The 25,358-nt window shown below is 61.9% G+C and carries 23 protein-coding genes; 11 read left to right on the top strand and 12 right to left on the bottom strand.

Annotated features, from left to right (window positions below; translation table 11 throughout):
• Positions 1 to 111: 111 nt before the first annotated feature.
• The 3 genes from CAQUA_RS00490 to CAQUA_RS00480 are packed head-to-tail and all read left to right on the top strand — an operon-like array spanning position 112 to position 4,875.
• Complete coding sequence (locus CAQUA_RS00490) at positions 112 to 2,340, top strand: ATP-dependent RNA helicase (protein ID WP_196824980.1); 2,229 nt, start codon at positions 112 to 114, stop codon at positions 2,338 to 2,340.
• Positions 2,341 to 2,375: 35 nt separating this feature from the next.
• The gene (locus tag CAQUA_RS00485) at positions 2,376 to 3,866 is read left to right on the top strand and encodes an amino acid permease (RefSeq protein ID WP_196824981.1); all 1,491 of its coding nucleotides are present in this window, start codon (positions 2,376 to 2,378) and stop codon (positions 3,864 to 3,866) included.
• Positions 3,859 to 4,875, top strand: coding sequence for an AbrB family transcriptional regulator (locus CAQUA_RS00480; RefSeq protein ID WP_196824982.1), 1,017 nt, complete (start codon positions 3,859 to 3,861; stop codon positions 4,873 to 4,875). Before CAQUA_RS00485 ends, CAQUA_RS00480 begins: the two co-directional genes overlap by 8 nt.
• Here the strand turns inward: CAQUA_RS00480 and CAQUA_RS00475 are convergent.
• Positions 4,872 to 6,521: a DUF885 domain-containing protein gene (locus CAQUA_RS00475; RefSeq protein WP_231375503.1), complete on the bottom strand. Its 1,650-nt coding sequence runs from the start codon at positions 6,519 to 6,521 to the stop codon at positions 4,872 to 4,874. The genes CAQUA_RS00480 and CAQUA_RS00475 overlap by 4 nt on opposite strands.
• A gap of 25 nt (positions 6,522 to 6,546) precedes the next feature.
• Between CAQUA_RS00475 and CAQUA_RS00470 the strand changes: the two genes are divergently transcribed.
• Positions 6,547 to 7,296, top strand: coding sequence for an NAD-dependent deacylase (locus tag CAQUA_RS00470; protein WP_196824984.1), 750 nt, complete (start codon positions 6,547 to 6,549; stop codon positions 7,294 to 7,296).
• Positions 7,297 to 7,301: 5 nt separating this feature from the next.
• Positions 7,302 to 8,390 carry an ROK family transcriptional regulator gene (locus tag CAQUA_RS00465; RefSeq protein ID WP_196824985.1) on the top strand — a complete coding sequence of 363 codons (1,089 nt, stop codon included), beginning with the start codon at positions 7,302 to 7,304 and terminating at the stop codon, positions 8,388 to 8,390.
• A 69-nt stretch (positions 8,391 to 8,459) separates the two neighbouring features.
• Here the strand turns inward: CAQUA_RS00465 and CAQUA_RS00460 are convergent, their stop codons facing one another.
• The 3 genes from CAQUA_RS00460 to amn form a co-directional block, all read right to left on the bottom strand.
• Positions 8,460 to 9,494: a hypothetical protein gene (locus CAQUA_RS00460; RefSeq protein WP_196824986.1), complete on the bottom strand. Its 1,035-nt coding sequence runs from the start codon at positions 9,492 to 9,494 to the stop codon at positions 8,460 to 8,462.
• 234 nt (positions 9,495 to 9,728) lie between these two features.
• Positions 9,729 to 10,100 (bottom strand): HAD family hydrolase, encoded by a 372-nt coding sequence (locus CAQUA_RS00455; protein WP_196824987.1) that lies wholly within the window; start codon positions 10,098 to 10,100, stop codon positions 9,729 to 9,731.
• Between the two features lie 17 nt (positions 10,101 to 10,117).
• Positions 10,118 to 11,542: an AMP nucleosidase gene (gene amn / locus CAQUA_RS00450; RefSeq protein WP_196824988.1), complete on the bottom strand. Its 1,425-nt coding sequence runs from the start codon at positions 11,540 to 11,542 to the stop codon at positions 10,118 to 10,120.
• Positions 11,543 to 11,581: 39 nt separating this feature from the next.
• Between amn and CAQUA_RS00445 the strand changes: the two genes are divergently transcribed.
• From CAQUA_RS00445 to CAQUA_RS00435, 3 genes are read left to right on the top strand one after another with little or no spacing between them, the layout of a single operon-like run.
• Positions 11,582 to 12,451 (top strand): serine hydrolase, encoded by an 870-nt coding sequence (locus CAQUA_RS00445; RefSeq protein ID WP_196824989.1) that lies wholly within the window; start codon positions 11,582 to 11,584, stop codon positions 12,449 to 12,451.
• Positions 12,444 to 13,778: a M20/M25/M40 family metallo-hydrolase gene (locus CAQUA_RS00440; protein ID WP_196824990.1), complete on the top strand. Its 1,335-nt coding sequence runs from the start codon at positions 12,444 to 12,446 to the stop codon at positions 13,776 to 13,778. Before CAQUA_RS00445 ends, CAQUA_RS00440 begins: the two co-directional genes overlap by 8 nt.
• A gap of 22 nt (positions 13,779 to 13,800) precedes the next feature.
• Positions 13,801 to 15,297: a succinic semialdehyde dehydrogenase gene (locus CAQUA_RS00435; RefSeq protein WP_196824991.1), complete on the top strand. Its 1,497-nt coding sequence runs from the start codon at positions 13,801 to 13,803 to the stop codon at positions 15,295 to 15,297.
• A 6-nt stretch (positions 15,298 to 15,303) separates the two neighbouring features.
• Here the strand turns inward: CAQUA_RS00435 and CAQUA_RS00430 are convergent, their stop codons facing one another.
• Positions 15,304 to 16,476, bottom strand: a complete 1,173-nt coding sequence (locus CAQUA_RS00430) for an alpha-amylase family protein (protein ID WP_196824992.1) — start codon at positions 16,474 to 16,476, stop codon at positions 15,304 to 15,306.
• A gap of 37 nt (positions 16,477 to 16,513) precedes the next feature.
• Between CAQUA_RS00430 and CAQUA_RS00425 the strand changes: the two genes are divergently transcribed.
• Positions 16,514 to 17,113 (top strand): TetR/AcrR family transcriptional regulator, encoded by a 600-nt coding sequence (locus tag CAQUA_RS00425; protein WP_196824993.1) that lies wholly within the window; start codon positions 16,514 to 16,516, stop codon positions 17,111 to 17,113.
• Here CAQUA_RS00425 and CAQUA_RS00415 read toward each other — a convergent pair.
• The 6 genes from CAQUA_RS00415 to CAQUA_RS00390 are packed head-to-tail and all read right to left on the bottom strand — an operon-like array spanning position 17,110 to position 22,863.
• Positions 17,110 to 18,780, bottom strand: coding sequence for a glutaminase (locus CAQUA_RS00415; RefSeq protein ID WP_196824994.1), 1,671 nt, complete (start codon positions 18,778 to 18,780; stop codon positions 17,110 to 17,112). The genes CAQUA_RS00425 and CAQUA_RS00415 overlap by 4 nt on opposite strands.
• A gap of 17 nt (positions 18,781 to 18,797) precedes the next feature.
• The gene (locus CAQUA_RS00410; protein ID WP_196824995.1) at positions 18,798 to 19,979 is read right to left on the bottom strand and encodes an Hsp70 family protein; all 1,182 of its coding nucleotides are present in this window, start codon (positions 19,977 to 19,979) and stop codon (positions 18,798 to 18,800) included.
• Entirely contained in the window at positions 19,972 to 21,090 is a 1,119-nt protein-coding gene (locus tag CAQUA_RS00405) for a hypothetical protein (RefSeq protein ID WP_196824996.1), read from the bottom strand. The genes CAQUA_RS00410 and CAQUA_RS00405 overlap by 8 nt, the downstream gene beginning before the upstream one ends.
• A 3-nt stretch (positions 21,091 to 21,093) precedes the next feature.
• Positions 21,094 to 22,011 carry a protein phosphatase 2C domain-containing protein gene (locus CAQUA_RS00400; RefSeq protein WP_196824997.1) on the bottom strand — a complete coding sequence of 306 codons (918 nt, stop codon included), beginning with the start codon at positions 22,009 to 22,011 and terminating at the stop codon, positions 21,094 to 21,096.
• 7 nt (positions 22,012 to 22,018) lie between these two features.
• Positions 22,019 to 22,696, bottom strand: coding sequence for a vWA domain-containing protein (locus CAQUA_RS00395; RefSeq protein ID WP_196824998.1), 678 nt, complete (start codon positions 22,694 to 22,696; stop codon positions 22,019 to 22,021).
• A gap of 14 nt (positions 22,697 to 22,710) precedes the next feature.
• On the bottom strand, positions 22,711 to 22,863 hold the full coding sequence (locus CAQUA_RS00390) for a hypothetical protein (protein ID WP_196824999.1): 153 nt from the start codon (positions 22,861 to 22,863) through the stop codon (positions 22,711 to 22,713).
• A gap of 133 nt (positions 22,864 to 22,996) precedes the next feature.
• On the opposite strand from CAQUA_RS00390, the gene CAQUA_RS00385 reads away from it, so the two are divergent.
• Positions 22,997 to 23,857 carry an SDR family oxidoreductase gene (locus CAQUA_RS00385; RefSeq protein ID WP_435383917.1) on the top strand — a complete coding sequence of 287 codons (861 nt, stop codon included), beginning with the start codon at positions 22,997 to 22,999 and terminating at the stop codon, positions 23,855 to 23,857.
• Here the strand turns inward: CAQUA_RS00385 and CAQUA_RS00380 are convergent.
• Entirely contained in the window at positions 23,854 to 24,447 is a 594-nt protein-coding gene (locus CAQUA_RS00380; RefSeq protein WP_196825001.1) for a carboxymuconolactone decarboxylase family protein, read from the bottom strand. The two genes, CAQUA_RS00385 and CAQUA_RS00380, sit on opposite strands and share 4 nt — an antisense overlap.
• Before the next feature lie 159 nt (positions 24,448 to 24,606).
• On the opposite strand from CAQUA_RS00380, the gene CAQUA_RS00375 reads away from it, so the two are divergent.
• A complete protein-coding gene (locus tag CAQUA_RS00375; RefSeq protein ID WP_196825002.1) occupies positions 24,607 to 25,152 on the top strand; it encodes an AlbA family DNA-binding domain-containing protein in 546 nt (181 codons plus the stop codon).
• Positions 25,153 to 25,358: the final 206 nt, after the last annotated feature.

The raw sequence follows: 25,358 nt of genomic DNA, 5'->3' as shown, positions 1-25,358 counted from the left end.
GCAGTACTACGCGGTGCCAAGGAAATTCTGCACACTATAGTGTGCAAAACCGAGGGAACCATTTTCGGGTTTCGGGAGTCTAACTAGGTTGGGTTTGTACCCTGGATCGTGATGTTTGACCTTCTAAAGATCGGCGCGGGGTTGCCGGTGGCGAATGTGATCGATTCACTGCCGCCAACTGGGCCATTGGTTGTGGAAGCGCCACCGGGAACGGGTAAGACGACGTTGCTCCCGCCGTCGATAAGCAATCGTGTGGAAGGGGTGACCCTCGTGACGGCGCCGCGGCGAGTGGCTGTGCGCGCGGCCGCGAGGCGCTTGGCGCTTCTCGACGAATCGGTGCTGGGCGATAGGGTGGGGTACTCGATTCGGGGCGAGCACCGCGATGGCTCGCTGGTGGAGTTTGTGACGCCGGGGGTGCTGCTGAACCGGCTGATCGCGGATCCGGAGCTGACCGGCGTCGGCGCGATCGTGATCGATGAGGTGCACGAGCGCGGGCTGGAGACGGACCTGGTGCTGGCGATGGCGATGGAGGTCGCGTACCTGCGCGATGACCTGTATCTGGCGGCGATGTCCGCGACGCTGGACGCGAAGGCCCTGGCCGCGCACATGGGGGCGCAGGTGCTCTCGACTGAAGCGGTGACGCACCCGGTGGAGGTGAGCTACCACCCGCATCCGGGGCGCGCGCAGGGAACGCGGGAGTTCTATGAGCACGTCGCTTCGCTTGCCGACGGCGACGATCGCACCCTGGTGTTCGTTCCCGGTGTCCGCGAGGTGGAGCTGGTGTGCGGGGCGAGTCGTGACGCGGTGCCGCTGCACGGGCGGTTGAGCTCTGCGGAGCAAGACGCGGCGCTCAATGGCGACGCGCGGGTGGTGGTGGCGACGTCGATCGCGGAGTCGTCGATAACGGTGCCGGGTGTGCGGCGTGTTGTGGATGCCGGGCTTGCACGCGTGCCGCGGCGTGATGCGGCGCGGGGGATGACCGGTCTCGTCACGGTGTCCGCGGCCCGGACGAGTGCTGATCAGCGCGCGGGACGCGCGGGACGCCTGGGTCCGGGGACTGTATTGCGTGCGTACTCGCGCGAGGATTATCAGCACTTCGCGGCCGATATTGTGCCGGAGATCGCGTCGAGTGACCTGACCTCAGCGGCGTTGACCATGGCGGCGTGGGGTTCACCGGATCTGCCGTTGCTGTCGGAACCGCCGGCGCAGGCGATGGAGGATGCGCTGGCGACGCTGGCGACGCTGAGGGCGCTCGGAGCCGTTGACGGTGCGATTACGGAGTTCGGCGAGCGGCTGGCGCGGTTGCCGCTGGACCCTCGGATGGGGGCTGCTCTGCTGACACACGGCGCGGGAGCTGCGACGACGGTTGCGGCGATGGCGGAGGGCATGAACGGTGATCTGGACCGGGCGCGGGCGCCAAAGCGCAGTGTTGAAAGGCTGGCGCGGTTGGTCAAGGACCGTGGCCCGGTGTCTGCGGGGGAAGTTATCAGTTCTGCGTACCCGGAGTGGGTGGGAATGCAGGTGAGTGAACGCGAGTACCTGCTGGCCAGTGGCACCAGGGCGACGTTGGATGCAGCAATTCCGGTCAGCGAGTGGATCGCGGCGGCGGAAGTGCAGTTAACCGGGCGCGGTGCCGTTATTCGCTCCGGGGCGGCAACACAAATGCCCACGGACAGAATCGTCGAACAGACACGGGCAACGTATGAAAACGGCGCGGTGCGCGGGCGGCGAGTGAAGGCTATCGGCGCTATTGAACTGAGCTCAACCCCGGTGCGGCTCACCCCTGAAGAGGCCATCGAAGCCCTGCACGGGTTCGAGTTTTCTCAGTTCCACCTGTCCGAGAAAGCGGAATCGCTGAAAGCCCGGCTTGACTTTCTCCACGCACAGCTCGGCGAGCCATGGCCGGACGTGGAACGGGGTGACTATTCCCCGGAGATTCAGCAGCTGGCGCAGGGCGTGGCCCTGCGGGAAATAGATATGTATGGCGCACTGATGCGGCAACTACCGTGGCCGGAGGCAGCTGAGTTGGACACGCTTGCGCCGGAAAGGCTCGAAGTGCCTAGCGGGTCGCGGCCAAAAATTGAGTACGCAACGGGGCGGCCGATCGTCCGGGTGAAGTTGCAGGAGTGTTTCGGGTTGGAGGAGTCTCCGTCGATAAGCAATGTGCGCGTGCTCTTTCACTTGCTCTCCCCCGCGCGGCGCGAGCTGGCCGTGACCGATGACCTGCGGAATTTTTGGGACGGGCCATATGACGGTGTGCGCAAAGAGATGCGCGGGCGGTATCCGAAGCACCCATGGCCCGAGGACCCGTGGAGTGCGACTGCCACGGCGGGCCGTTAGGGATTCATGGGGAACACCAAGTAAATTAAGCGTTTATGACTACGGCCGATTCCGCGCGCACGAACCGCGCCCACACAGTGTCCATTTGGACGCTGGTTTCACTCATCATTGGTTCCACTGTCGGTTCGGGCATTTTTGCCCTGCCTCAAAATATCGCATCGACCGCGAGCCCCGGCGCGATGCTCATCGGTTGGCTCATCGCTGGCGTGGGCATGCTCGCTGTGGCATTCGTTTTTCAGATCCTGGCCTACCGGAAACCGCACCTGGATTCCGGCGTGTATTCCTACGTGCGCGCCGGCTTGGGCGACTTCATTGGGTTCACCGCGGGATGGGGCTACTGGCTTGGTTCCGTGATGGCGCAGGTGGGGTACGCCACGCTGTTCTTTGGCACGCTGGGCCACTACCTGCCGTTCTTTGATCAGAACAACATGTGGGCGATGGCCATCGCGGTATCGGTGTTGACCTGGGGAATCTTCGCGGCGCTGACCATGGGCATTAAGCAGGCCGCGGCGATGAACTTGGTCACGACCGTGGCTAAGCTCGTGCCCATTTTCGCGTTCATCGTGCTCGTGGCGTTCTTGGGGTTCAGCTGGGACAAGTTCACGCTTGACTTCTGGGGTAAGGGCTCCGGAATGCCGCTGATGGAGCAGATCCAGGGAATCATGCTGTTCACCGTGTGGGTGTTCATCGGTATTGAGGGCGCCTCGGTCTACTCCAAGCAGGCGCGGTCCCGCAGCGATATCGGGCGCGCGACCGTGATCGGCTTCTTGTCTGTGCTGGCGCTGCTGGTGGCGGTCTCCACGCTGTCCTACGGTGTGCTCACGCAGGAGGAATTGGCGGCGCTGCCCGACAACTCTATGGCCTCCGTGCTCGAAGCCGTGGTTGGGCCCTGGGGTGGTGTGCTGATCTCCATCGGCCTGTGCCTGTCCGTCCTTGGCGCCTACATTTCCTGGCAGATGCTGTGCGCAGAACCCATCGTGCTTATGGCTACGGATGGCCTGCTGCCCAAGAAGCTGGCCACTACGAACGCGTCCGGTGCCCCGTGGATCGCGCAGCTGATCTCCACTGCTGTGGTGCAGTTCTTCGTCATCGTGTTCTTTGCCAATGAGACCACCTACAACTCGATGGTGCAGCTGGCCACCATCATGTACCTGCTGCCGTACATCTTCTCCGCGCTGTACCTAGTGCTGCTGTCTATCCGTGGTCGCGGCCTTACCCACCCACACGCGGGCACGCGTTTCGACGACTCGGGCCCCGAAATCGCATCGGGCGACAACAAGCGCCACCTGGCCGTTGGTGTGTTGGCGTTCGTGTACTCCCTGTGGCTGATCTACGCGGCTGATCCGAAGTTTGTTCTGCTCGGCGCGCTGGCGGTTCTGCCTGGTCTGATTCCGTACATCTGGACCCGCATTGCGCGGAAGGAAAAGCTGTTCAACAGCTTCGAGTGGGTAGTCGTCGCCGTCGTGGTGATTGGGGCGGCATTCGCCGTGTTCGGGTTGGTCAACGGCTCCCTGACCCTTGATTAGTGCCCGGTGGTGCATAGTCGCCCCAGCCTCTATTGCGCTGGGGTGGCTTTTTGCGTCCCTGGGGGTTCCGGCCGCGTGGATCCTCGCCGCGATTTTATGTTCTGGCGCGATGGCACTAGGAACCGGCCAAGATCTGCCCGTCAGCGGGCACTTTTACAAGCTGTGCCGCGGGGTGATTGGCGTGCTGGCGGCGGCGCCGTTAGCCGGGGTGCCGCTTAGGGATCTGGCGCATTATCTGATCCCGGGGTTGGTCTCGGCCGTGGTGATCATCGGCATCGGCTTTGCCGGCGGCCTGATGCTCGCTAGGCACAGCGGTGTCAGCCGGGAAACCGGAGTGTTGTCCATGCTGGCGGGCGGGGCGTCGATCATGACCATGATGGCCAGTGAGTTCAAAGCAGACATGCGTTACGTGACCTTGGCACAGTACCTGCGCGTCCTGGCGGTGTCCGCGACGCTGCCGTTCGTTGCGTCGCTGCTGCCGGCGCCAGGAGAAAATCACCTCACCAACGCGGCGACGCCGTGGTGGATGTGGATCGCTGTGCTGGTGATCGCGGTCGTTGGCGACCCCGTCGCGCGGTTTCTACGCATCCCGGCGCCCAGCGTGTTCGGTCCGTTGCTCATCACCGCGGCCATCGCGGCTTTTAGTCCCGTAGTCATCATTCCGCCGACACCGCTGGCCGTCATGGCGTTTCTGTCCATCGGCTGGGTCTGTGGCGGCGGCATCAACGTGCCCGCACTCAAGCGTTTCGCGCGTCTTTTGCCAGCGACGATCGCCTTCATCATCGTGATCATGTCTGCGTGCGCGGCAATGGGCGTGGTGATCTCCCACTGGCTGGGAATCAGCTACTTCGAGGGCTATTTGGCCACGAGCCCCGGCGCGATCGAGACCGTCTTGGCCCTGTCCACGGAAGGCGGCGCCGGACCAGCCGTGATCGCATGCCAGCTGATCCGCCTGCTGTGCATCTTGGTCTTCGCCGGGGCCTTACCGACGATCTTGCGCAAGCTTTAGTTCAACACGTGGCGGCGCAAGATATCCATGGGCATGGATCCCAGACGAAGCGCCTTGTCGTGGAACTCCTTGAGACTCATGCCCTGAGCAAGCGCCGCGTCACGCAGGTCCAACCAGTCCCGGTAGCCCAGCGCGTAGCTGGTGGCCTGGCCGGGCCAGCCCAGGTAGCGGTCCAATTCGAACCCTAGGCGGGCCTCATTCATCGCGGTGTTGTCGCGCAAAAAGGCCTTCGCGTAGGCCACGTCCCAGGTGCCGGTGCCGTCCGGGGTCTGTTTGCGCAGGTGGACACCAATGTCTACGGCCACGCGGGCAAGGCGCAACCGGACACTATCTAACAGACCCATTTCATACGCAGGGTCTTCGAAGAAGCCGACCTCTTCCATGAGGTTTTCGGCGTACACGCTCCAGCCCTCACCGTGGGCGGAGTTGAAGTTCATCGTGCGGCGCCACAGGTTCAGCGTGTTGCGCTGAGCCATGGCGATGCCCTGTTGCACGTGGTGGCCAGGAACGCCCTCGTGGCAGATCTTTGTCAGTTCGTGCCAAGCGTGGATCGTCTCGCCTCCCGGAGTCGACCACCATAAGGTCCCAGGCCGCGAGAGGTCCTCCGACGGCGGCGCATACACCACCCCGCCGTGGCCGGCCTCACCCAAAGCACACTCAATGGTGCGCAGCTCCTCCGGCAGAGTGAACAGCGTCCCGTCCAGCTGATCAATCAGCCGGTCTGACATGTCCTGCATCCAGGACACAAACACCTCGCTGTCGGTCAAGGAATAGCCGGGGTCATTGTCCAGTCGCCGGTACGCGCCGCGCACGTTGACGTCGTCGCCGTACAGCTTCTTCGCCACCGCCCCCTGCCGCTCAACCAGCTTCTTCAGCTCCTCCAGCGACCAATCGTAGGCCTCATCCAGGTCAATCTGACGGCCCAGGAAGTACTCAGAGAACAGCTCGTAGCGGTCGCGGCCCACCGCGTCATAGTGCTTGGCCAGCGGCGCCAGCTCCGTGGACAGCCAGTCCCCCATGTCCGCGAACGCGCCCTTTGCCGTGCGCACGGCGTCGTTGTCCGGCGCAAGACCGAGGTCTTCAAGCAGCGACCCGTCGTCGGCAAGCGCCTCGCATTGGCTGGTCACACAGTCAATCTGACGCGCGGACGCGACGTCACCTTGGCTCGCGGCCTCCGCCAGCGACTCGCGGTAACCGGCAAGGGACGCGGAAACTTGGCGAAGGCGCGACTCAACGTTTTCCAGGTCGTCCGCCGTGTCTTTCGGCATCACCGTCAGCGCCTTGCGGATCTCTTGAACGGGCGAGGTGATGTTGTTCAGCTGCCGCAAGTTTTCACCCTGGTGGTGCAGCTCCAACTCCACCGACATGCGTTCGCGGAGGATCTCCGCCGTCAGCTCGTCGATCGAATCAAAGTCGTCTTCGTCATCGCTAGCATCCGTGCCGTCGTTAAGCGCATCAACGTCCGCGATGAGCTCGCGAATGCGATCAGCGATCGCCGACCAGTAGTTCGGGCTGAAATCTTGAAGCTCACCGTCGTAGCCTTCGAGCCCCAACTCCGTGCCCAGCGTGGGCGAAATCTCCGCGAGGTCATAGACGAAGGCCTCACACGTCGCGTCCAACAGCGACGGCGTGCGTTTAGCAGTCATACCACGGCAGTCTATCGTCATTAGTATGGGAACCCCACTGGACCAAGCAATCGAGCTCGCCGCCGGCGCCCGGCGCGTCAACGTTTTCACGGGTGCTGGCATGAGCGCGGACAGCGGACTGGAGACGTACCGCGACGCAGTGACGGGGCTGTGGGAAAACGTTGACCCGCAGGCCATGGCCTCCATCGACGCGTGGCGCGCGGACCCGGAGCCGATGTTCGCGTGGTACCTGTGGCGCACCAAACTCGCGAGCCTCGCGGAGCCAAACGCGGGTCACGTGGCCATTTCGCGCTGGTCGCTTATCGACGGTACCTCTGTCAGCGTAACCACCCAAAACATTGATAACCTGCACGAACGCGCAGGCTCGACGGACGTGACGCACCTCCACGGATCCCTGTTTGAGTTCCGTTGCACCTCGTGCGGTCAGCCTCATCGCGTGACCATCCCCGACCAGCCGGCGGAATCCATTGCGCCGCCGCGGTGTGAGTCCTGCGGGGACCTCGTTCGGCCGGGCGTTGTCTGGTTCGGCGAGGCTCTTCCGGAACGCGAATGGGAACGGGCGGAAATGGACATGGTCACCGCCGACCTCGTGGTCATCGTGGGTACGTCCGGGGTTGTGTACCCGGCGGCTGGGCTGCCGATGCTGGCGCACCAGATGGGCACCCCGATCATTGAGGTCACGCCTGCGCCGACTGAGCTGTCCCGGCTGGCGACGGTCACCGTGGAAGGGACCGCCGCGGAGGTTTTACCTACAATCCTGGCCGGTTTAGAATGACGCCCATGAGTTCGACGTGGTCCGCCTACGCACGGCCCCACACGCCGGCCGCCAAGTGTCTTCACCTCGTGCGGCTGAATTCGGTGACGTCGAGAAGCGAGCTTGTCTCCGCAACCGGACTGTCGCAGCCAACAGTGACCCGGGCAGTGTCCTCTCTGGTCGAGTCAGGATTCGTGGTTGAGCGCGCGGACCTTGCCCAATCGCAGGGCCGTGGCCGTCCGATCATTCCAATTGAGCTGGCGGACACGGGCGCCATTTATGCAGGAATCGCCGTGGCAACAGCGTCTACATACATCGCCCTGTTTGACATCAAAGGCCGCACGATCCGTGAGACCGACGTGCCCACCGACGTTGCCAACCTGGCCCAAGGCGACTTCATCCAGCACATCATGGCTGCCCTCAACCGAATGCTTTCGGACCTCAAGCAACCCCTGGCGACAGTCGGCGTGACCACCTCCGGATCTGTCACCCCCGATGGCGTGGTCACAGCGCCCAACCTGGGCTGGTTCGGCGAAGACATCGGCGCACAACTCCAGGAGCAATTCAGTGTTCCCGTCACCGTGACCGCGGCGGTTGCGGGGATCGTGGGGTCGGAGATCCAATCGACTGGCTCCATTAGCACCCCGCCCACCATGGCCCTGTACGTGGATGACTCGATCGGCGCGGCGGTCTCCCACGAAACCGGGGTCCTGCCCATCGCGATTGACCGGGAAGACCTGACCACCCAAGGGATGGCTACAAAGACCGGGATTGCAAAACTCAGCGATGCCGTGGTGGCGGCCCATACCAACACGTCCCTACGCGCAGCGCTTGACCAGCGCATTGTGCAACTCGGGGAGTTGGCTGCTGACCTGGTCAATGCCCATTCCCCGGCCACGCTAGTGGTCGCCGGGTCCGCTTTCACGGATGACCCGAAAGCCCCCGCCATCTTCGCCCGTGTGGCACGCTCCAATCTGCCCGATCCCGCCGAACGGCGCGCTGTCAACCTTCGCATGATCCCGACCCACCGCGAGGTAGTGCGCGATATTGCCCGGGCCGTTGCGTTGGACCTTGTTCTGCGGGAGCCGTTGCGTGTGAGCCGTGAAAACGTTTGATGATTTTCCTCGGCAACTAAATCCCACCTGGGCAAACGAGCATTTGGAACCGGCTGGAAGCAAACGTTTTCACGCGGCCAACCTGTCGGACCGAGCAACGATCAATCTGTACAGATAAATCGGCAGGTTTGGTAGGGTCCCCGCGGAAAACCGGAGCGGAAACCAGTCCTCAAAGGCGCAGTCCAGCGTGATCTCTGAATCCTGGTCCCGCTGGCTCCGCAAAAGATGGTGTTCACCGTCGTACATCAGCCCGATCTTCAACGATTCAATCGCCAGGTCAAAAACGGTAATCAGCCTGTTTCCATCGCGGACTTCCACCTGCTCCGTGAGTTTCAAACCCAGGTGGCTGATCCGTTCCGACAATTGAATAATCGCCTGGGCAGTCCGGTCCGTTGAATCAGGATGAATCAGTTGCAAAGGAAGCTGGCCCGGCCCCTCCAACAACGCCCGGGTCATCAGCCTCATCTCGGTCTCCATCGGGGAATCAGCCAAGTTGCTCGATAAACTGATCACCTTCTCAAGCCATTTCTTGTTTATTTTCCCCCGGGCGGCTTCCAGAACGGAATCGAGGGAAATATCGAGGAAGCGGCGGATGGCGTCGATAAGCGAAATTGCCCTGAAGCTTTTGTGATCAGAAACCCAACTTGGGACAGCCCACGTGCACACGCCATCCCTGATGTTGCGAATCGCATCTACCACTGCATCAGCAGGCGGACTGACATCAATCTCGTACCCCCGCCAACGCACGCACCAGGCATTTTCCGCTTTACGACGAACAATTCTTGGCGCCACAACCCCCGCCGGCCGGGTCTTGTTGATTGGCCCGCCCAGGGTCGTGTCGCAGCCGTCCGCGAAGTACGGCAACCCGAAAAGCGCGAGAGCGCTGAGCCCAGTGACCACATGTCCAGGGTGATCGATCGCGGCGGCGACGGCGCGAATGCCAGCATCGGCGGCGTAACCAATGTTGGCGGGATGAAACTGGGCTTGGTATCTGACCAGTTCAGGGGGTCTGGCAGAAATGCCCGTGGCGAATTGATGCTGGGAAACGCGGATGCCGTTGCCGTCTGTGTTGAGGCGTCCGGGTATCCATGAATGCACGTGCATTCCGTTAACTAGGTGCTTGGGGGTACGAGTGAAAGGTTTTCTCATACCCATTGGACTCATGCCACCGGTTCCAGGTTCCATGCCGCCCGGAATTCTCAGGTTTTGTTCACTGTAGTGGACATTTTGGGGGTGGATCGGGGGGAGCCGTGAAAACGTTTGCAGATTTGCCGCAGCAACTAAATCCCACCTGGGCAAACGAGCATTTGGAACCGGCTGGAAGCAAACGTTTTCACGCTAGAGGTTAGCCACGATGACTTCGGGTCCCGTGTAGAAGACAGCGTTGAGCCCGGCGCCGGCGGCCACAGCCAGGTGGGCGGAATCGGTGGAGAAAAAGATCGTTCGCTCAGCGCGGGTGCCCAGCGCGTCGACTGCCACGCGGAGGGCGCGGGGATCCGGAAGCCCAACCCCGATGTCGCTGGAGAAAACCGCGGCATCGAGTTCTGCGATCAGGGAAAAACTAGTGCGGACCTGCGATGTCGTTGCTGCCGGGCAGGTTGCGATCACCCCGCACGGGTGGCCGTGGGCCATGACCTGGCGGGCGGCAAGCTCGGCGGACGGGTTAGCGGGCAGCAGAGTGCCAAAGAGATCGAACAGGAACGCGGTCATGGCGGGCTATGGCGGGCTCAGCGGAACGGAAGCTCACCGATCGCGCGGCGCAGCTTGCGGGTGCGCAGGCGCTCGGGGTGCTTGGCCAGGCGCTCCATCGCGCGCACGGCGCAGATCACGTGCGCTTGCTTGGAATTTGAATAGAAGGCCTGGGCTGCGGCCGGCAGCTTCGGCACCGCATGCAGGGGAAGATCGGATACCGCCAGCAGGGTTCCGTAGGGCACTCGGTAGCGGTAGCCGTTGGCGGCGATCGTGCAGGATTCCATGTCCACGGCCGCGGCGGTGGAGCCGCGCAGCCACTCCCACAGCTCCTTGGGCGAGTTCCATTCCCAATTGCGGTCACCAGTAGACAGCACCGTGCCGGTGCGCATGAGTGATTCTTCTTCGTCCCCGTAGATCTTCTTCACGGATTTTTCCAGGGTGCGCTGGATCTCTGGGACAGCGGGAATCGGCAGGTCAACGGGTAGATGACTGTCCAAAACGTGGTCGTGGCGCTGGTAGGCGTTGCCGAGGATCAGATCGCCGATGCGCATGCGCGCGTCCAGTCCGGCGCAGTGGCCGATCATGATCCACGCCTCCGGGCGCAGCACCGCGAGGCAGTCCGTGATTGTCTTCGCGTTCGAGGGGCCCACACCGATGTTGATCATGGTCACCCCGTCACCGTTCGGCGTGACCAAATCGATGCGCGGCATCTGGTACTTCGACGCGATTCCCACGTCCTTGAGCTGCTGGGCATCCACGCCTTGGAGGTCCCGGGCGGTAATTTTTTGGGCGTTGGGGAGTTGCAGGGCGGTGTAGCGGGAGTCGTCGTTAAGCAATTGCTCTATGCCGAACGCAACGAATTCGCGCACGTGCATGTCGTAGTTGGTGAAGAGTATGAACTTTTGCACGGTGTCGACTGTGATGCCGGTGTAATGCTGGATGCGAGCGCAGGCGATGTCGAAGCGCTGCGGGCCGAAGTGGAAGAGTGGTTTTTCAGCGGCGTGGAAAACGTCCCAGTCACCGTCAACGATCGCGTCGTGGACCTCGTCGAGGGTTGGGCGCGGGATGCTGGCGGCACTGGACACGCTCCGGCGAACTTCCGACAGCCCCTCAACGCCGTCGATGTATTCGGGCGGGATGCGGGTGTCGGAATAGCCGACCTCGATCTCGCAGTCGTAGTTATTGGTCAGGCACTCGAGCTGTTTGCGCAGGTAGCTCTGCATCAGATCCGGCCGCGAGAGCTCCGCGGAGTACACGCCAGCCTCATCGACGTACCCGAAAGGCTCGGCGCGATCGATCGGGTGCCACTGCTTCACCGTCACGGAAATCTTGGGGTAGCGCACCTGTTCATAGTCCTCAAAGGCACCGGACTGAAGCACCTCACGCGCCTTCTCGCAAGACGCGGAATACAGAGCAATGAGCTTATCGACGGCCGCCTCAACCGAATCCGCACGTTCCATACTTTTCCACCATATACATTCGCGATAAGCTGAGTGATCGTGAAAAGACAAGGGCAGCACATTCCTCGCGCGATCGGTGCCGCGCTGCTTGCTCTCATGCTGCTTGGCGGGTGTGCTTCGACCGAGCAGGCCGCAGACCCAGCGCGCGTGGCTGCCCCGAAACCGGCGCTGGGCATCGATGCGGGCGAATTAGACGCAGCCCTGGCCAGCATCGCGCAGGAGACGAACACGACCGTGGCGCTTTCTTTATGGGACGGCACGAATGAGATCCGCGGCGGAACGTTGCGTTCACTGCCTGCGTGGTCGACGGAAAAGGTGCCGATTGCTTTGGCGGCGCAAGAGCACTGCGCGCTGGATCGGGCGATGCTGGATCAGCTGATTACGAATGCAATCACGATGTCCGATAATTCCTCAACCGATCTCTTGTACGGGTGCTTGGGTGATTCGATGACCGCGGCGCGACTGGTGGGGGAACAGGTTGGGCGAAGCGGCGCGGACGTGTACATGGACCCGATGTGGGGAGTCACGCAGTGGCCGATCTCTTCCCAGGCGCATTACGCCTACTACTTGTCCACGTTGCCTGCGGACAACCTGGTCACGGATTCAATGAGCAAGGTGGTGCCACAGCAGTCGTGGGGCTTAGGCCGCATTGAGGGAATGCACTTTAAAGGCGGGTGGAACGATTCCGAGCTGGACGGCGGGTACGACGACCGGCAGATGGGTTTTTTCACCGTCGCGGGATCGACGTATGGCGTGTCCATTGGCGCGCGCTCTGAGGCGGGGTCCATGACGGACACCGTTAAAGCGTTGAACAAGATGGCGGCGCTGATTGTTTCGTGGGACTCTTCCTTGCAGTTCAAGCACTTTGATCCGGAGTCACCGCCGTGGTGGGAGGAATTTAATGAGTGAGGCTCAATTGGAAGACCAGGCCGTTGATCTGCTCGCGCGCATGGTGCGCAACGGGTGCGTGAACGACCTGACCGCGGACTCCGGCGAGGAAGTCCGCAACGCGGAGACCTTGGAAGAGTTCTTTGCGGCTGAGATCGCCGATGGAACCGTCACTCACCAGCGCTTTGAGCCGCACCCCGGCCGCGTGACCGTGGCGTTCACCGTTAAAGGCAGCGATGACAACGCGGAACCTCTTACTCTGCTTGGTCACACAGACGTGGTTCCCGTCGATGAGCCGAAGTGGACCCGCGATCCGTTTGGCGCTGAGATCGTAGACGGCAAGATGTACGGCCGCGGCACGATGGACATGCTCTTCATTACCGCCGCGATGGCGGTGGTCACCCGCGATGTCGCACGCTCGGCGACCCCGCCTCGGGGCACGCTGACGTTCGTTGCCTGCGCCGACGAGGAAGCCCGCGGCGGCCTGGGCGCCGGCTGGCTGGCACGCAATCACCCAGAGGCGATTAGCTGGAAGAACTGCCTGTCCGAAACCGGCGGCTCCCACCTGCCCGTCAACGACGGTTCCGACGCGGTGATCGTGGTCGTGGGCGAGAAGGGCGCGGGTCAGCGGCGTCTGAGCGTTCACGGGGATGCCGGTCATGGTTCTGCGCCATACGGGCGTGAGCTCACCGTGGGAAAGATCGGGGAGGTCGCCCGGCGCGTCGCCGCGGTAGAGCCCGACGTCGTGAGCGATGACATTTGGGAAGGCTACGTCAAGGCGTTTCGCTTCGATCCGGAGACGGAAGCGCAGCTGCTCCGCGGGGAAAATTACGAGGCACTCGGAGGGCTCGCGCGGTACAGCCACGCCATGAGCCACCTGACCATCGCGCCGACGGTGTTGCAGGCAGGTGGGGCGATTAATGTGCTGCCTTCCGTCGCTAAGCTTGAGCTCGACGTTCGGCCCCTACCAGGACAGAGCCAGCAGCTTATCGACGAGGGGTTGCGTGCGGCTCTGGGGGATCTCGACGTGGAGATCGAGCATCTGATCACAGAAGACGCGACGGTTTCGCCGACCTCGGGGCCCTTGTACGACGCGATGGTGGAGACCATCCATGAGTTTTTCCCTGAGGCGACGATCGTTCCGACGATTGCTGCCGGCGGGTCTGATTTGAGGTTTGCCCGGAATTTGGGTGGTGTGGGCTACGGTTTCGCCCTGCATGAACGCGAGCGATTGTTCGGTGATGTGCTGGACCAGCTGCACTCCCATGATGAATACGTGGACGTAGCGGATGTGAAACTGACAACTCGGGCATATCGTTTCCTCCTAAAACGCTTCCTTGGGGCGTGACATCCGCGTAACATCTAGGGGCATGACTACCAGCCTGAACACTGAGACGATCACCATCAAAAGCCCGGCGACCGGCAAAGTCGTGGGCACCACCAACTACTACGACGCCGAGGTTGCGCAGCAGGCAATCGAGCGCGCCCGCGCCAAGCAAGGCGAGTGGGCGAAAACCCCGATTGCGGAGCGCAAAAAGATCTTCCTGCGCTTCCATGATTTGGTGCTCAAGCACCAGAAAGAGATGCTGGACATCATCCAGGATGAGAACGGCAAGAACCGCCGCTCCGCGTTTGAAGAGATCCTGGACACCGCGCTGACCGCGCGCCACTACGCGTACCGCACCGCGAAGCTGCTGAAGCCGAAGAGCGCAAAGGTGGCGTTGCCCATTGCAACGAAGACGCAGGTGCAGCACTCCCCCGTCGGTGTGGTGGGCATTATCGCACCGTGGAACTACCCGCTGTCCCTGGCCATTTCTGACGCGATTCCCGCGCTGCTGGCCGGCAACACGGTAGTGCTCAAGCCGGACTCCGCTACCCCGATGTCCGCGCTGCGTGCCGCTGAGCTGATGGCTGAAGCTGGGTTGCCGAAGGACGTGTTCCAGGTCATCCCGGGCTCCGGCCGCAAGGTGGGCCAGGCGCTGGTCAACGGCGTGGATTACCTGATGTTCACCGGTTCTTCCGAGACCGGTTCGCAGCTGGCCGCGCAGTGCGGTGAGCGGCTCATTGGCTTCTCCGGTGAGTTGGGCGGCAAGAACCCGCTTATCGTCACGGCTGATGCGGACCCGGAGAAGATTGTCAGTGGCGTGCGCCACGCGTGCTTCTCTAACACCGGCCAGCTCTGCATCTCCATTGAGCGCATGTACGTCCACCGTGACGTGGCGGACCAGTTCATCCCGGCGTTCATCAAGTCCGTGGAAAAAATGCGCATCGGTGCTGGCCACGACTGGGATACGGACATGGGCTCGTTGATTAGCGAGGACCACGCGGACCACGTTGAGGAGATGGTGAACGACGCGGTGGCAAAGGGCGCGACCGTTCTTACGGGTGGTAAGCGCCTCCCGGAACTGGGCCCTGCCTTCTTCGCGCCGACCGTCCTCAAAGACGTTCCGGAAGACGCCGAGCTGTACCGCGGCGAGGTCTTTGGCCCGGTCGTGTACATCGAAGTCGTGAATTCCCACGAGGAAGCTATCCGCCGTGCAAATGACACGTCCTACGGCTTGAACGCCTCCATCTTTGGCAAGCCATCCACAGCGCGCGAGATTGCGAGCCAAATTGAGGCCGGCACCGTGAACATCAATGAGGGCTACGCGGCGGGCTGGTCCTCCATCGGCGCCCCGATGGGTGGCTGGAAGCGTTCTGGTGTCGGCCGCCGCCACGCTGACGGCGGTCTGCTCAAGTACACCGAAGCCCGCACCGTCGCCGAGCAGCGCATTGTGCCGATCTCCGGCCCGACCGCGCTTGACCCGGAGAAGTGGGCTGGGCTGCTCACCGTGGCCCTGAAGTACGGCCGCGACCTCATGCGTTAACCCCGTTTACGGCGTCCACTCGTAGAGCGTCTCACCGGCGGAGTGGATGCGCACACCAGGCGCCGGAGACAGCCAGAGGTCTACCTGCATCTCATGGCCGTCGGCGTGGAGCCGGTAGCTGATTGTCTCATTGGTTTTGTCCAGCACGTCGACGGTTGCGGTGGTGAGCCATTCGTTGCGTCGGCGCAGGCCAATGAGACCTTGGTATTCGCGCTTGACCCACTGCCCTAGCGGGGACAGCTCGTCTGGGGTGGCGGGCAGAGGTGGGCGCACCGCGTCGTCCGCGGCAAAGCCTTCACCGCGAATGCCTTCGAAGCCCTGCTCATCGCCGTAGTAGATGCTGGGCATTCCGGGCAGGGTGAACAGGATCGCTGCAGCCAGGATCGCCTTGTCGTGGCCGACCTTGCTGGCGATGCGGTCCACGTCGTGGTTGCCAATGAAGGTGTTGGTCAGAAGCTGTTCGCTGACCGCCTGGTGACGGGTCAGGGCGTGGTCCAGTTCCCAGAAGTTTTCATCATTCAGCGAGCTCCAGATCGCTTTCCATAGCTCGTACTGCGTGACGGAATCAAGCGTTCCGTCGCTGGCAATCTGGGCGTAGTCGCCGTGGATGACTTCGCCCAGGAACAGCGCGTCGGGGTACTTCTCGCGGACTCGGCCGATGACGTCGCGCCAGAACTCCGGTGGCACGGAGTAGGCCACGTCCAAGCGCCACCCCGCGATGCCCTTGGCCAGCCAGAACTCCATGATGTCAACCACCATGTCTTTCACGCGCTGATCATCGTGGTGAAGGGTCGCCAGCTCACCATGACCCTCCCAGTTGGTGTTACCAGCCAGCCCCTCGGCCACAGCAGGGTGGCTGTCGGCGACGTGGTTGAACACGCCATCGAGCATCACCTTGATACCGCGGGTGTTGCATTGTTCGACCAGCCAGTCGAAGTCCTCGTTGGTGCCTAAGCGGGAATCAATTGAGTAGTGGTCAAGAGTATCGTAGCCGTGCGCTACTGACTCGAAGATCGGGGCGAGCAGCAGACCATCGCAGCCGAGTTCGATCAGGTAGTCGAGCCACGGCTCCAGTGCGCGAAGCCGGTGGTCAGAATCGCCTTCGGGCCGGTTGCGAATGGGGGCACCGGTGGCGCCGAGGGGGTAGACGTGCCACCAGATGGTTTTGTATTGAGTCATACTCAATACTCTACCGGTTTCCGGTAGGATATGCCGTATGGCATCCCGCACACGTACCCGCTTGACGGTTGAGCAACGCCGCGCAGAGATCTTAGACACCGCCGCGAGCATCTTTGACGCTGCACCGTTCAATGAGATTTCAACGACTCAGATCGCTACGCAATGCGGGATCTCCCAAGGCCTCATCTTCCACTATTTCGAATCCAAGGCGGGGCTCTACGCCGCGGTGTTGGAGCAGCGGTTCGCTCACCTGCGCGCCAGCATCGCCCAGTGTACCGAGGGCCTTCCACCGAACACGCCCGCGCGGGAAACCTTAAAGGCGGCCGTAGGGGTCTACCTGGACTACATTGCCCAACGTCCAGCGGCCTGGGTGGCGGAGACGCGGGGCAATGACATTCCGGCGGAGGCTTTGTTCGTCCGCATTGATCAACGGGATCGCAGCGTTTCCCAGTTGCGCGAGCTGCTTTCGGGCGCGATGGGACACCCGCGCGCGGAATTCGCCGTGACCGGGTTTTTCGGTTTCGTTGACGCGATCTGTGTTGATTGGGCGGACGCCGGGTGCCCCGTCGATAAGCGTCATGCCCTCATTGAGACCGCCCTGGGCGCGCTTGAGGGCGCGTTGGGCGACTGGGGCTAACCTTCTTCCTCTGAGTTCGCCATGAGCGGCTTGAGGCGCTGGGTGATGCGCTTGCGCCAATCGCGAACGGCCTGGTCATAGTTGCGGTCGTGGGGTTTGAGCCCGCGGTGGGTGACGCGAACGCGGGTGGATCCGTCGTCGGCTTCTTCCAAATCAAAGATGATGTTGGTGTCGCGCCACTCTTCATCCTCATTGGACTCGCCGGACTGCTCCACGCTCCAGACCAGGCGCTCGCCCTCGTCGGCCTCTTGCACAACGTAGAGGTTCGAACCATCCTCGGTGTCCATCTGGAACTCGGCGCCTTGCTCGTCCGCATTGCCTTCGACGGTAGAGTCCTGGTTCTCTTCATCCCACCAGTCCTTCGGGTGCGCGATCGCCTCGTAGGCATCCACGGCGGACACGGGAACGGTGAAGGATTCGGAGAAGTCTTTCACGCTTTCCGCATGCGTGCCGTCAGAGAACTGGTAGTCCGGCAGCGCGGAATCCGGGTCATAAATAGCCACGTCAAAGCCGTCCTCACGGAATTGGCGCAGGCCCTCTTTGACCAGGCGCCGCCCCGCGGGGTTGAACGACGTCACGTTCGACACATCCAGGACGAGTTTTTCACCCACCAGTTTGCGTTCCACCAGGTCATGCAGGATGTTTTCAGCGGCGGTGAAGTTGATCATGCCCTGGAGCTGGACCACGTTCGTGTCCCCGTGGCGCTCCACCGAGCGGATGCCCGGCGCGGCGTAGAAATTAGAGCTCATCATGTGCAAACCAAGGGTCTTGGACATCCGGCGGAAGATCTCGACGCCGCGAACGGAGTTCCCCTTGTCGTTGAGCCGGGGGCTCAAGCTCGCGATGCCCAGCTGGCCGGGCAGCGTGCCGATGAGGCCACCGGCCACCCCGGATTTCGCAGGGATGCCCACCGAGGACATCCACCGCCCCGAGCCGTCGTACATTCCGGATGAGGCCATCACGGCGAGAGCTAAACGGCAGGCTTCGTTGCTGAGCACGCGCTCACGGGTGATCGGTTGGATTCCACCCGATGCTAAGGTCGCGGCCATGATCGCGAGGTCTTTCACGGTCACCAGCACGGAGCACTGGAAGACGTAGGTTTCCACCGCGTCGTGGACGCTGTCGCGCAGGATGCCGTATTCCTTCAGCATGTGCGCGAGCGCCATGTTGCGGTCCGCGCTGGAGAGCTCGTCGGCCTTCACCGTCTCGTCGATACGCATTTCACGCCCCGCGAGCTGCGAGAAGTAGTCGAGGATGCGGGCCCCACGCTTCTCGACGGTCGCGTCAACGCCTGCTATCAACTGATTCACCGCGATTGCCCCAGCGTTGATCATGGGGTTTGCTGGGCGCTTCGTTTCCTCATCGAGCGACAGCTCATTAAACGCTTCACCGGAGGGTTCCACGCCCACGACCTCGTGGACGCCGAGCACCCCTACCTCGTCGAGTGCGAGCGCGTAGATGAAGGGCTTGGAAATCGACTGGATGGAGAACTCATAGCTCGTGTCCCCCACGGCGTACAGGTGGCCGCTGCGCGTACACAACGCCAAGCCGAGCTTGTCTGGGTCAGCGCTTTTCAAGGCCCCAATGTAATCGGCGACCGCACCGCTATCGTTGTCACGGACTTCATCCAAGATCGCGGAGAGGTAGGACGAAATGGGAGAGCGCATGCGAGCAAGCATACGTCCTAGGTGCGACGACGGCGCGGTGAGACCACCCTCTGGGGTTGCGGATGAGCGGCGCGGCGCGGGCCGGAGGTTTTCACCGGTTCGTGAGCCCGGCGCGCTTCAACCGCCGCGATGAGTGAGACCAGGGCACCTTGGCACACCACGGTCTTGGGGTTGTCGAGCTGGGCGACGGGCCCGATGTCTTTGAGCTTTTCCTGTAGCAGCGGAACACGGGAGGTGCCGCCAGTGAGGTACAACGCGTGGAGGTCATGCGGGGTGAGGCCGGCTTGCGCCAGTGCCGCGCGCGCGAGCCCCACCGCGCGGTCGACGCTGGGCGAAATCAGGTCCTCAAACTCACCCCGAGTGATCTGAACGCGGTGGGACTTACCGTCCACGTCAACGGGGATGACGGCCCGGTCAGTGTCGGACAACAACTCCTTGGCGTCGGTAATGCGTTGCTCAAGTTTGCGCTGCTCATCAAACGTTGCGTGCCTGCGCAGGGCGTCGAGGACATCCGGCTCATCCTCGTCCAAGTGGCGCTCCAACCAGCGACGAAGCAATTGATCAAAACTTCGCCCGCCGATGGAACCATCGCCTTCCGCAGCAAGAACGTCATACGCCCCGGGTGCGCGGCAGTTCAGCACCGCGATGTCGAGCGTGCCACCGCCGATGTCAAACACGGCGATCTTCTGGCCGGGCACTAAAGCGCGGTCCTGGGTGTAGTGCGCGATCGCTGCTTTCGGCTCGGACAACGTGGCCACAGCATTCGGCGGCATACCCGCGTCCGCCGCCGCCTTCTTCAGCACCGCGATCTCATCGGGCGACCACACCTCCGGGTGCGTGACCACGAGGTATCGCGGCGGGAGGTTATTGTGGGCGCGCGAGGCGCGACGGATGGTTTCCCGAAACACCTCGCTGACCATCGACTGCACGGCAACCTGGCCCCCGCCGAGCCACGCCGTATCCTGCCCAATGAGCCTCTTCGGTGAGCGGATGAAGCCTTCCGGAAAACCCTCCGCATTCGCTAACGCCACCGGACCAGCGGAGATTGCTCCCGTATTGCTCACCAGCACGCTGGACGCCATGGAATGGTGGTCGTCGCTCAGCGTCGCTGGCTCCACCGTGCCCTTGAACGGATTGGTGTGTGCCGCGGACGTGTTGGACGTCCCGAAGTCAATCGACAAAGCCCAGTGACTAGACATAACCCATGCTCCACGCCCCCGCTGCCACCACCAGAATCACAACCACCAGAATCACAATAACGCGCATGGTCATGTTTTTCTTCGGCTTCGCCTTCGGCACCGCTGACCGCGCCTTCACACTCGACGGAAGAGCAGCAGGCTTATCGACGCCCTCCTGCTGCTGCGCCACCACCACACGCCGCGACACGGTGGACGCTGGCGGGGCCGGGCGAGACTCCTCGACCGGTTCGGACAGTTCACGAACTGCGTGGGAGCGCGAGACCCGGCGCAGGAGCATCGCCCATTCCTCGAAACTGGGCACAGCACCGTCGGGTTCGAGCGCCCGGGTAAGCAGCGCCCTGACTTGCTCAGGGGTCTCAGCCGGGACGTCGGCGAGGTTACGCGTCACTTGATCACCGGCCAAGGTACGTAGCACGATCAGCGCGTATTTGTACTGGTCAGATTCGCGCGTGCCCTTTTCCACGAAGTCGGGGGCTTCCCAGCTCGCGGTCTCAATACTGGTTGGATTCGGGCTCACTGCGATGCTCATTGAGTCGCAGTCAAGAAAGAAGACGTCTACCCCGCCGCTGCGTGCGGTGGAAAACAACAGGTTCTTCGGGGAGACATCCCCTACCGTGACCCCGGCACCGTGCAGGATGGCGAATCCCTCCGCGATGGCTGCCAGCACTTGGTAGCGGTCTTTGACCGTCAGAGTCAATCCGATCCACTCCGCCCGGTGCGCTGGCTCAAACAGGTACTGGATGTCCCGCGGGCCTGACACGAAGCCGTCCTTGGACGGGAAGTCATGGAAGAACCGCGAGGGAATGCGCGGCATGATGAAGCCCGCGACTTCCTGGTCTGAGTTGAGCACGAGGCACGTGGGCCACGCGGAGTGGGACAAAATCCACGAGCGGACCTGCGGGGGAAACGAATACAGCGCACCGGTGAGCTTAGCCAAGTGGTTCTGGGACACGCGGGAGGGAACGGTGTGGTACTTCTTCAGCACCGCAGCCTGGCCCGTGCTCAGCGCGCCTTCAAGCTCATAGATTGCGCCTTCGCCGCCCTTGCCCAGCTGTTTGCCGGTGCCGCCCAGCGCGGATTCTTGGATCGTCTGTGTACGCCCGCCCGCCATCGCCTAGTTCTCACCCGTGTCGTAATAGACGTGCTGGGGCCAGACCGCGATCAAGCTGCGGTCATCATCGAATCCCACCTTGGTGAAGTCCACCAGGTGAGCGAAATCCAAGATGCTTGGCTTGCTGCGGTACAGCATGTCAGACAACAGCATGGTCAGCGGGCCACCGCCGCCGCCAAGAGGATCACCAATCCCGTCCGAACCAACCAACAAGACCTCATCCGCCGACGCGGTGAAAGCGTGGATTTCCAGCGACTCGGGGAGGAACGGCAGTGGGTGGACGCGGACGTTATCGATTCCTTCCTCCGATGCCTTTCCCCTGGTCACCTGCACCAGCGCGTCATCAGCACCAAGCAGCCAGGCGCCGGAATCTCCCACGGAGACCACGTGGCCAACCATGCCATCGGACGTCGCCGTGATTGCGGCGCAGATCAATGTGGTGGACAGGTCCTCTGGCGCCGCGGAGGCACGTTCGGCGCGCTGGGTGATCTCCCAGGATGCGCCCTTGACCAAGTCCCATCCATTCTTCTCATCAAAGTCCAGCGTGTAGCTTTGGGAAAGATAGGACACAGCGTACTCGGTGGCGGCCTGCGCCCCCGCGTGCGCAAACCGCGCGGAGGACACCCCATCCGCGACGGCGATGAACAACTGCTGGTCATCCTCACTGACCTTCACCGCGAACGCGTCCTGGCGCGGCTGGCCGCCGTGCCTGTGCATGCGCCCACGGATCGCTGCCGCACGAACCCCAAGAAAATCCCCGTCCCAGCCGTCCACAACGGTGTCGGGCACCTTGTTGCCCGTGCGGTAGCTGGCATGAACCGGCTGCGGCGCAACCTCCACCGCGGGTTCACCGATAACAATCCGGAAGCGGGACGCGTCCACCGTGTATGGATCCTCAGAATCAGGCTTCGCGTGAGTCATGGCTCACCTAAACCTCGTCGGCGGAAATAGCAACGAAGCCCTCTGGGATCTCCGGCTGAATCATTCCGCGGCCACTGCCAATAGCGGTTCCGGAGCTAATCACGGATTGCGTCAGGCTGCCCATAAACTCCGTGAGCATCCTGCCCGTATCCGCACCTTGCGCTGCGATGAACGCGTATCCCGGCTGCGTCGCCAGGCCGGAAATGATCTGCGGATCCGCGTCACCAATACCGAACGCTAGGATGTTCGGGCGCGCTGGTAAGGACATCAGGTCGTCGAGGGCCTCGCGCCATTCGTCGTCTTCCATGGGGTAGCCGTCGGTAAGCAAAAAGACCGTCGGCCGGTTCACGCGGTAGCCCTCCGCCTTCAACGCCGCGACGTTGTCTGGAATGACCTGTGCGAGCATGTCTAACGCCGCAGAAAAATACGTCGCCCCCTGCGCAATAAGCGACGGCATTTCACGCACGTCGCGCAGGTCAACGATGTTGAGGTACAAACGCGCCTCTTCATTAAAGCCGATGACGGAAAAGCGCACTGACGACGCCGCGAATGGCTCGCGTCGAATTTGGTCTAACAGTGAGGCCAAACCGTCCGTGAGCTGGCCCACGTCCGGCGCCATCGAACCGGACTCGTCCGCGATGAAATAGATGGGTAGAACATTTCCCCGTGGCTCAAAGTTCTGCACCTGCTGCCTCCTAACTATTCGCTCACGTTACTATCATCGTCGACAAGCTCCGTGTCTACGTGCCATTCGAACACCGTCGTTGGCGCATCTGCGGCAAACGCTGCTTCACGCGGGCCGCGAGTGACGGCCACCGTGGTGCGCGCGACGAATTCTTCATTAGACAGCATGTCTCAACACTACGGCTAACCACGCCCTACGTCACGGCTTCCTGGGTACTATTGAAGAATGCTTTTGTTTAAGAAACGATTTAGCAAGGTTCCAGCCAGCGCCGTCGAAAGTGCCTTGAGGGGAAATTATGCGGTGGTCACAGGCGCCGCCTCGGGGATCGGCAAAGAGGTTGCGTTGCAACTAGCGGCGAAGGGCTGGCGCGTGGCAATCACCGACATTAACGCCGAGGGGCTCAACGCCACCGTGAAGGAAATTCGGACCAGCCCCGGCGAGGTCATCGACGCCACACCCGTGGACATCTCCGACCATGAAGCGGTGGATACATGGGCACGCGCGCTTGAGGAACGCTTCGGCGCAGCACACACCATCCACCACGTCGGGGGCATTTCCATGTGGGGCGCGGTTGACCTGTTCCCACTGGAGAAATGGCAGAAGCTTATCGACGTCAACTTGATGGGCACCGTCCACGTCATTCGCGCGTTCACACCGTCGATGATGAAGGCCGGCCCAGTGGACAAGGACACGAAACGCGCGATTGGCCCCCGTCGATTAGCGTGTGTGTCCAGCTCCGCTGGAATCATTGGTCTGCCCTGGCACGCCGCTTACTCTGCCTCCAAAGCCGGTGTGCTGGGAATGTTAGAAGTCCTGCGCTTTGACCTCGCGCCCTACGGGATTACCGTCCATGCGGTCGCGCCCGGCGCGGTCGATTCCCAGTTGGTCCACTCCATTGACATCCACGGCATCGACCAGAGCCAAAAGCGCGTCCGCCTTGCAAAAGAGGCCTTCCAACGCCACGCGATTTCCCCCGCGAAGTGCGCAGAGATCATCTTGCGCGACGTGGACAAAGGCAAGTACCTGATTGCCACGAGCGCGGACATCAAAGTCGGCCGCTGGGCACAGGTGAACGCGCCGTTTGCGTACAAAGCCGTTCTGACCGGAATCAATAAAGCCTTCCAGTGGGCCGCGAAGGACGCGTGGATTGAAAGCCCCTAGCGGGGTTCATCCAGCGGGATGTTTAGGACGTCCATCACCGTGGCCAGCCCGTCATAGTTGGTCACCAGCAACAGCAGCGCGGTGATCTCCTTATCGCTCAAGCGGTCGGCGAGCCGCGCCCATACCTCGTCGCTCACCTGGCGGTAGCGGACAACGTCATCCGCTGCGTCAAGCACCGCTTTTGTGCGACCGTCGAAACCGTGCTCCTGGCGTTGCACCCGCGCAATTTCGTCATTGCTAAGCCCGGCTTTCTTGCCCAACTTTTTGTGATGCTCAAGCTCATACGTCGCCCCGCGCAACGCCGCGACACGCAAAATGATTAGCTCCGACTCCTTGCGCGACAAAATCCCAAACGGCATCAGCATGCCGGAGTAGAGCAACCACGGCAGGAAATTGCGCCGCGCCCGGCCGATTGCTGGAAACAAGTTCAGTGTCTTACTGCCCTGCACCAGCCCACCGATCTTGTCCGCCACCCGCGCCAACACCGCGATCTCTTTACCGCGCCCCGGGCCCGGCCGCGTTGATGAATCCACCGGCAGCTTCGCCAAAGGGAAATCCGAGCCCAAATTGTTTTGCTCAAAAAACTGCATGGGCCCACAGTACAACCATAAACAACTCAAAACAACTGTAAACAACTACAAACAACTATTCTGACCTGCACATACTGCTTCTTTTCCACTCAAAGTGTTTCATAGTTGTTGCAAGAGTTGTTTTAAACAACTTCCTGGGGTTTTGGTAGTCTTCAAACTATGAGTGAGCGGGAACTAGCAGCCATTTATGCAGCTCTTGAGGCCATTAGCGCTGGCGCGACTGGGGACAGCCAGGAATCCGAGTGCCTGGAGTTCAAAGAAGACCCAGCCGTACACCCCAACAACCGAAACCCTGACGCCATCCTCGCTGATGTTCTTGCCGATGAAGCCGTGTGCTTTTCCAACAGCGAAGGCGGGATTTCTTACATTGTCGTGGGCGTTTCCGACAAGAAGTCTGGAGCGGAGGCTTTCACCGGCACCAATCGCCGCACGGAGTGGTTTGAGAAGAAGATCTTCGATAACACGCGCCCCAGTATCAGCGTGGAAGCTACCGAGCTAACCTGGGAAAACACCCGCCTCGTGGCTCTTCGCGTTCCCCGGGGTCTTGCCCTGTACACACGACGAAAGGGGCAGGCGGGGAAACGAGTAGGTAAGAATTGTGTTTCCCTGACTGAAGAACAAAGGCGGGATATCGTATTTCGCCGTGCCAACCCGGACTTTTCTGCGTTCCCATCGGCTCGGCCAATGTCAGATATTGAACCCTAGCGGTCGATCAAGCCCGCCAGCTTCTAGCCTCCCGGAAAGCACTTTCAGGAAACGCGCTCCCCGCCCCGAACACTACAACTGAGCTTTTACATGAACTCGCGCTGCTGACTCCGGATGGGGCAATCAGCTTCGCCGGGGAAGTGCTCTTCATGAACCCTCCGCACGGACGCATCACGGTCCAACACCAGCTCCGCACAGTGCCTGGC

It is taken from the genome of Corynebacterium aquatimens (genome assembly GCF_030408395.1).
GTDB classification, from domain to species: domain Bacteria; phylum Actinomycetota; class Actinomycetes; order Mycobacteriales; family Mycobacteriaceae; genus Corynebacterium; species Corynebacterium aquatimens.
The sequence above is the reverse complement of the archived record's forward strand: the minus strand, read 5'-3'. Positions and strand labels throughout refer to the sequence as shown.

Bases quoted from the DNA above. Each gene is read 5' to 3' on its own strand.
- CAQUA_RS00490 (WP_196824980.1), top strand. From the start codon at position 112: ATGTTTGACCTTCTAAAGATCGGCGCGGGGTTGCCGGTGGCGAATGTG.
- CAQUA_RS00485 (WP_196824981.1), top strand. From the start codon at position 2,376: ATGACTACGGCCGATTCCGCGCGCACGAACCGCGCCCACACAGTGTCC.
- CAQUA_RS00475 (WP_231375503.1), bottom strand. From the start codon at position 6,521: ATGACTGCTAAACGCACGCCGTCGCTGTTGGACGCGACGTGTGAGGCC.
- CAQUA_RS00470 (WP_196824984.1), top strand. From the start codon at position 6,547: ATGGGAACCCCACTGGACCAAGCAATCGAGCTCGCCGCCGGCGCCCGG.
- CAQUA_RS00465 (WP_196824985.1), top strand. From the start codon at position 7,302: ATGAGTTCGACGTGGTCCGCCTACGCACGGCCCCACACGCCGGCCGCC.
- CAQUA_RS00460 (WP_196824986.1), bottom strand. From the start codon at position 9,494: ATGCACGTGCATTCATGGATACCCGGACGCCTCAACACAGACGGCAAC.
- CAQUA_RS00455 (WP_196824987.1), bottom strand. From the start codon at position 10,100: ATGACCGCGTTCCTGTTCGATCTCTTTGGCACTCTGCTGCCCGCTAAC.
- amn (WP_196824988.1), bottom strand. From the start codon at position 11,542: ATGGAACGTGCGGATTCGGTTGAGGCGGCCGTCGATAAGCTCATTGCT.
- CAQUA_RS00440 (WP_196824990.1), top strand. From the start codon at position 12,444: ATGAGTGAGGCTCAATTGGAAGACCAGGCCGTTGATCTGCTCGCGCGC.
- CAQUA_RS00435 (WP_196824991.1), top strand. From the start codon at position 13,801: ATGACTACCAGCCTGAACACTGAGACGATCACCATCAAAAGCCCGGCG.
- CAQUA_RS00430 (WP_196824992.1), bottom strand. From the start codon at position 16,476: ATGACTCAATACAAAACCATCTGGTGGCACGTCTACCCCCTCGGCGCC.
- CAQUA_RS00425 (WP_196824993.1), top strand. From the start codon at position 16,514: ATGGCATCCCGCACACGTACCCGCTTGACGGTTGAGCAACGCCGCGCA.
- CAQUA_RS00415 (WP_196824994.1), bottom strand. From the start codon at position 18,780: ATGCGCTCTCCCATTTCGTCCTACCTCTCCGCGATCTTGGATGAAGTC.
- CAQUA_RS00410 (WP_196824995.1), bottom strand. From the start codon at position 19,979: ATGTCTAGTCACTGGGCTTTGTCGATTGACTTCGGGACGTCCAACACG.
- CAQUA_RS00405 (WP_196824996.1), bottom strand. From the start codon at position 21,090: ATGGCGGGCGGGCGTACACAGACGATCCAAGAATCCGCGCTGGGCGGC.
- CAQUA_RS00400 (WP_196824997.1), bottom strand. From the start codon at position 22,011: ATGACTCACGCGAAGCCTGATTCTGAGGATCCATACACGGTGGACGCG.
- CAQUA_RS00390 (WP_196824999.1), bottom strand. From the start codon at position 22,863: ATGCTGTCTAATGAAGAATTCGTCGCGCGCACCACGGTGGCCGTCACT.
- CAQUA_RS00380 (WP_196825001.1), bottom strand. From the start codon at position 24,447: ATGCAGTTTTTTGAGCAAAACAATTTGGGCTCGGATTTCCCTTTGGCG.
- CAQUA_RS00375 (WP_196825002.1), top strand. From the start codon at position 24,607: ATGAGTGAGCGGGAACTAGCAGCCATTTATGCAGCTCTTGAGGCCATT.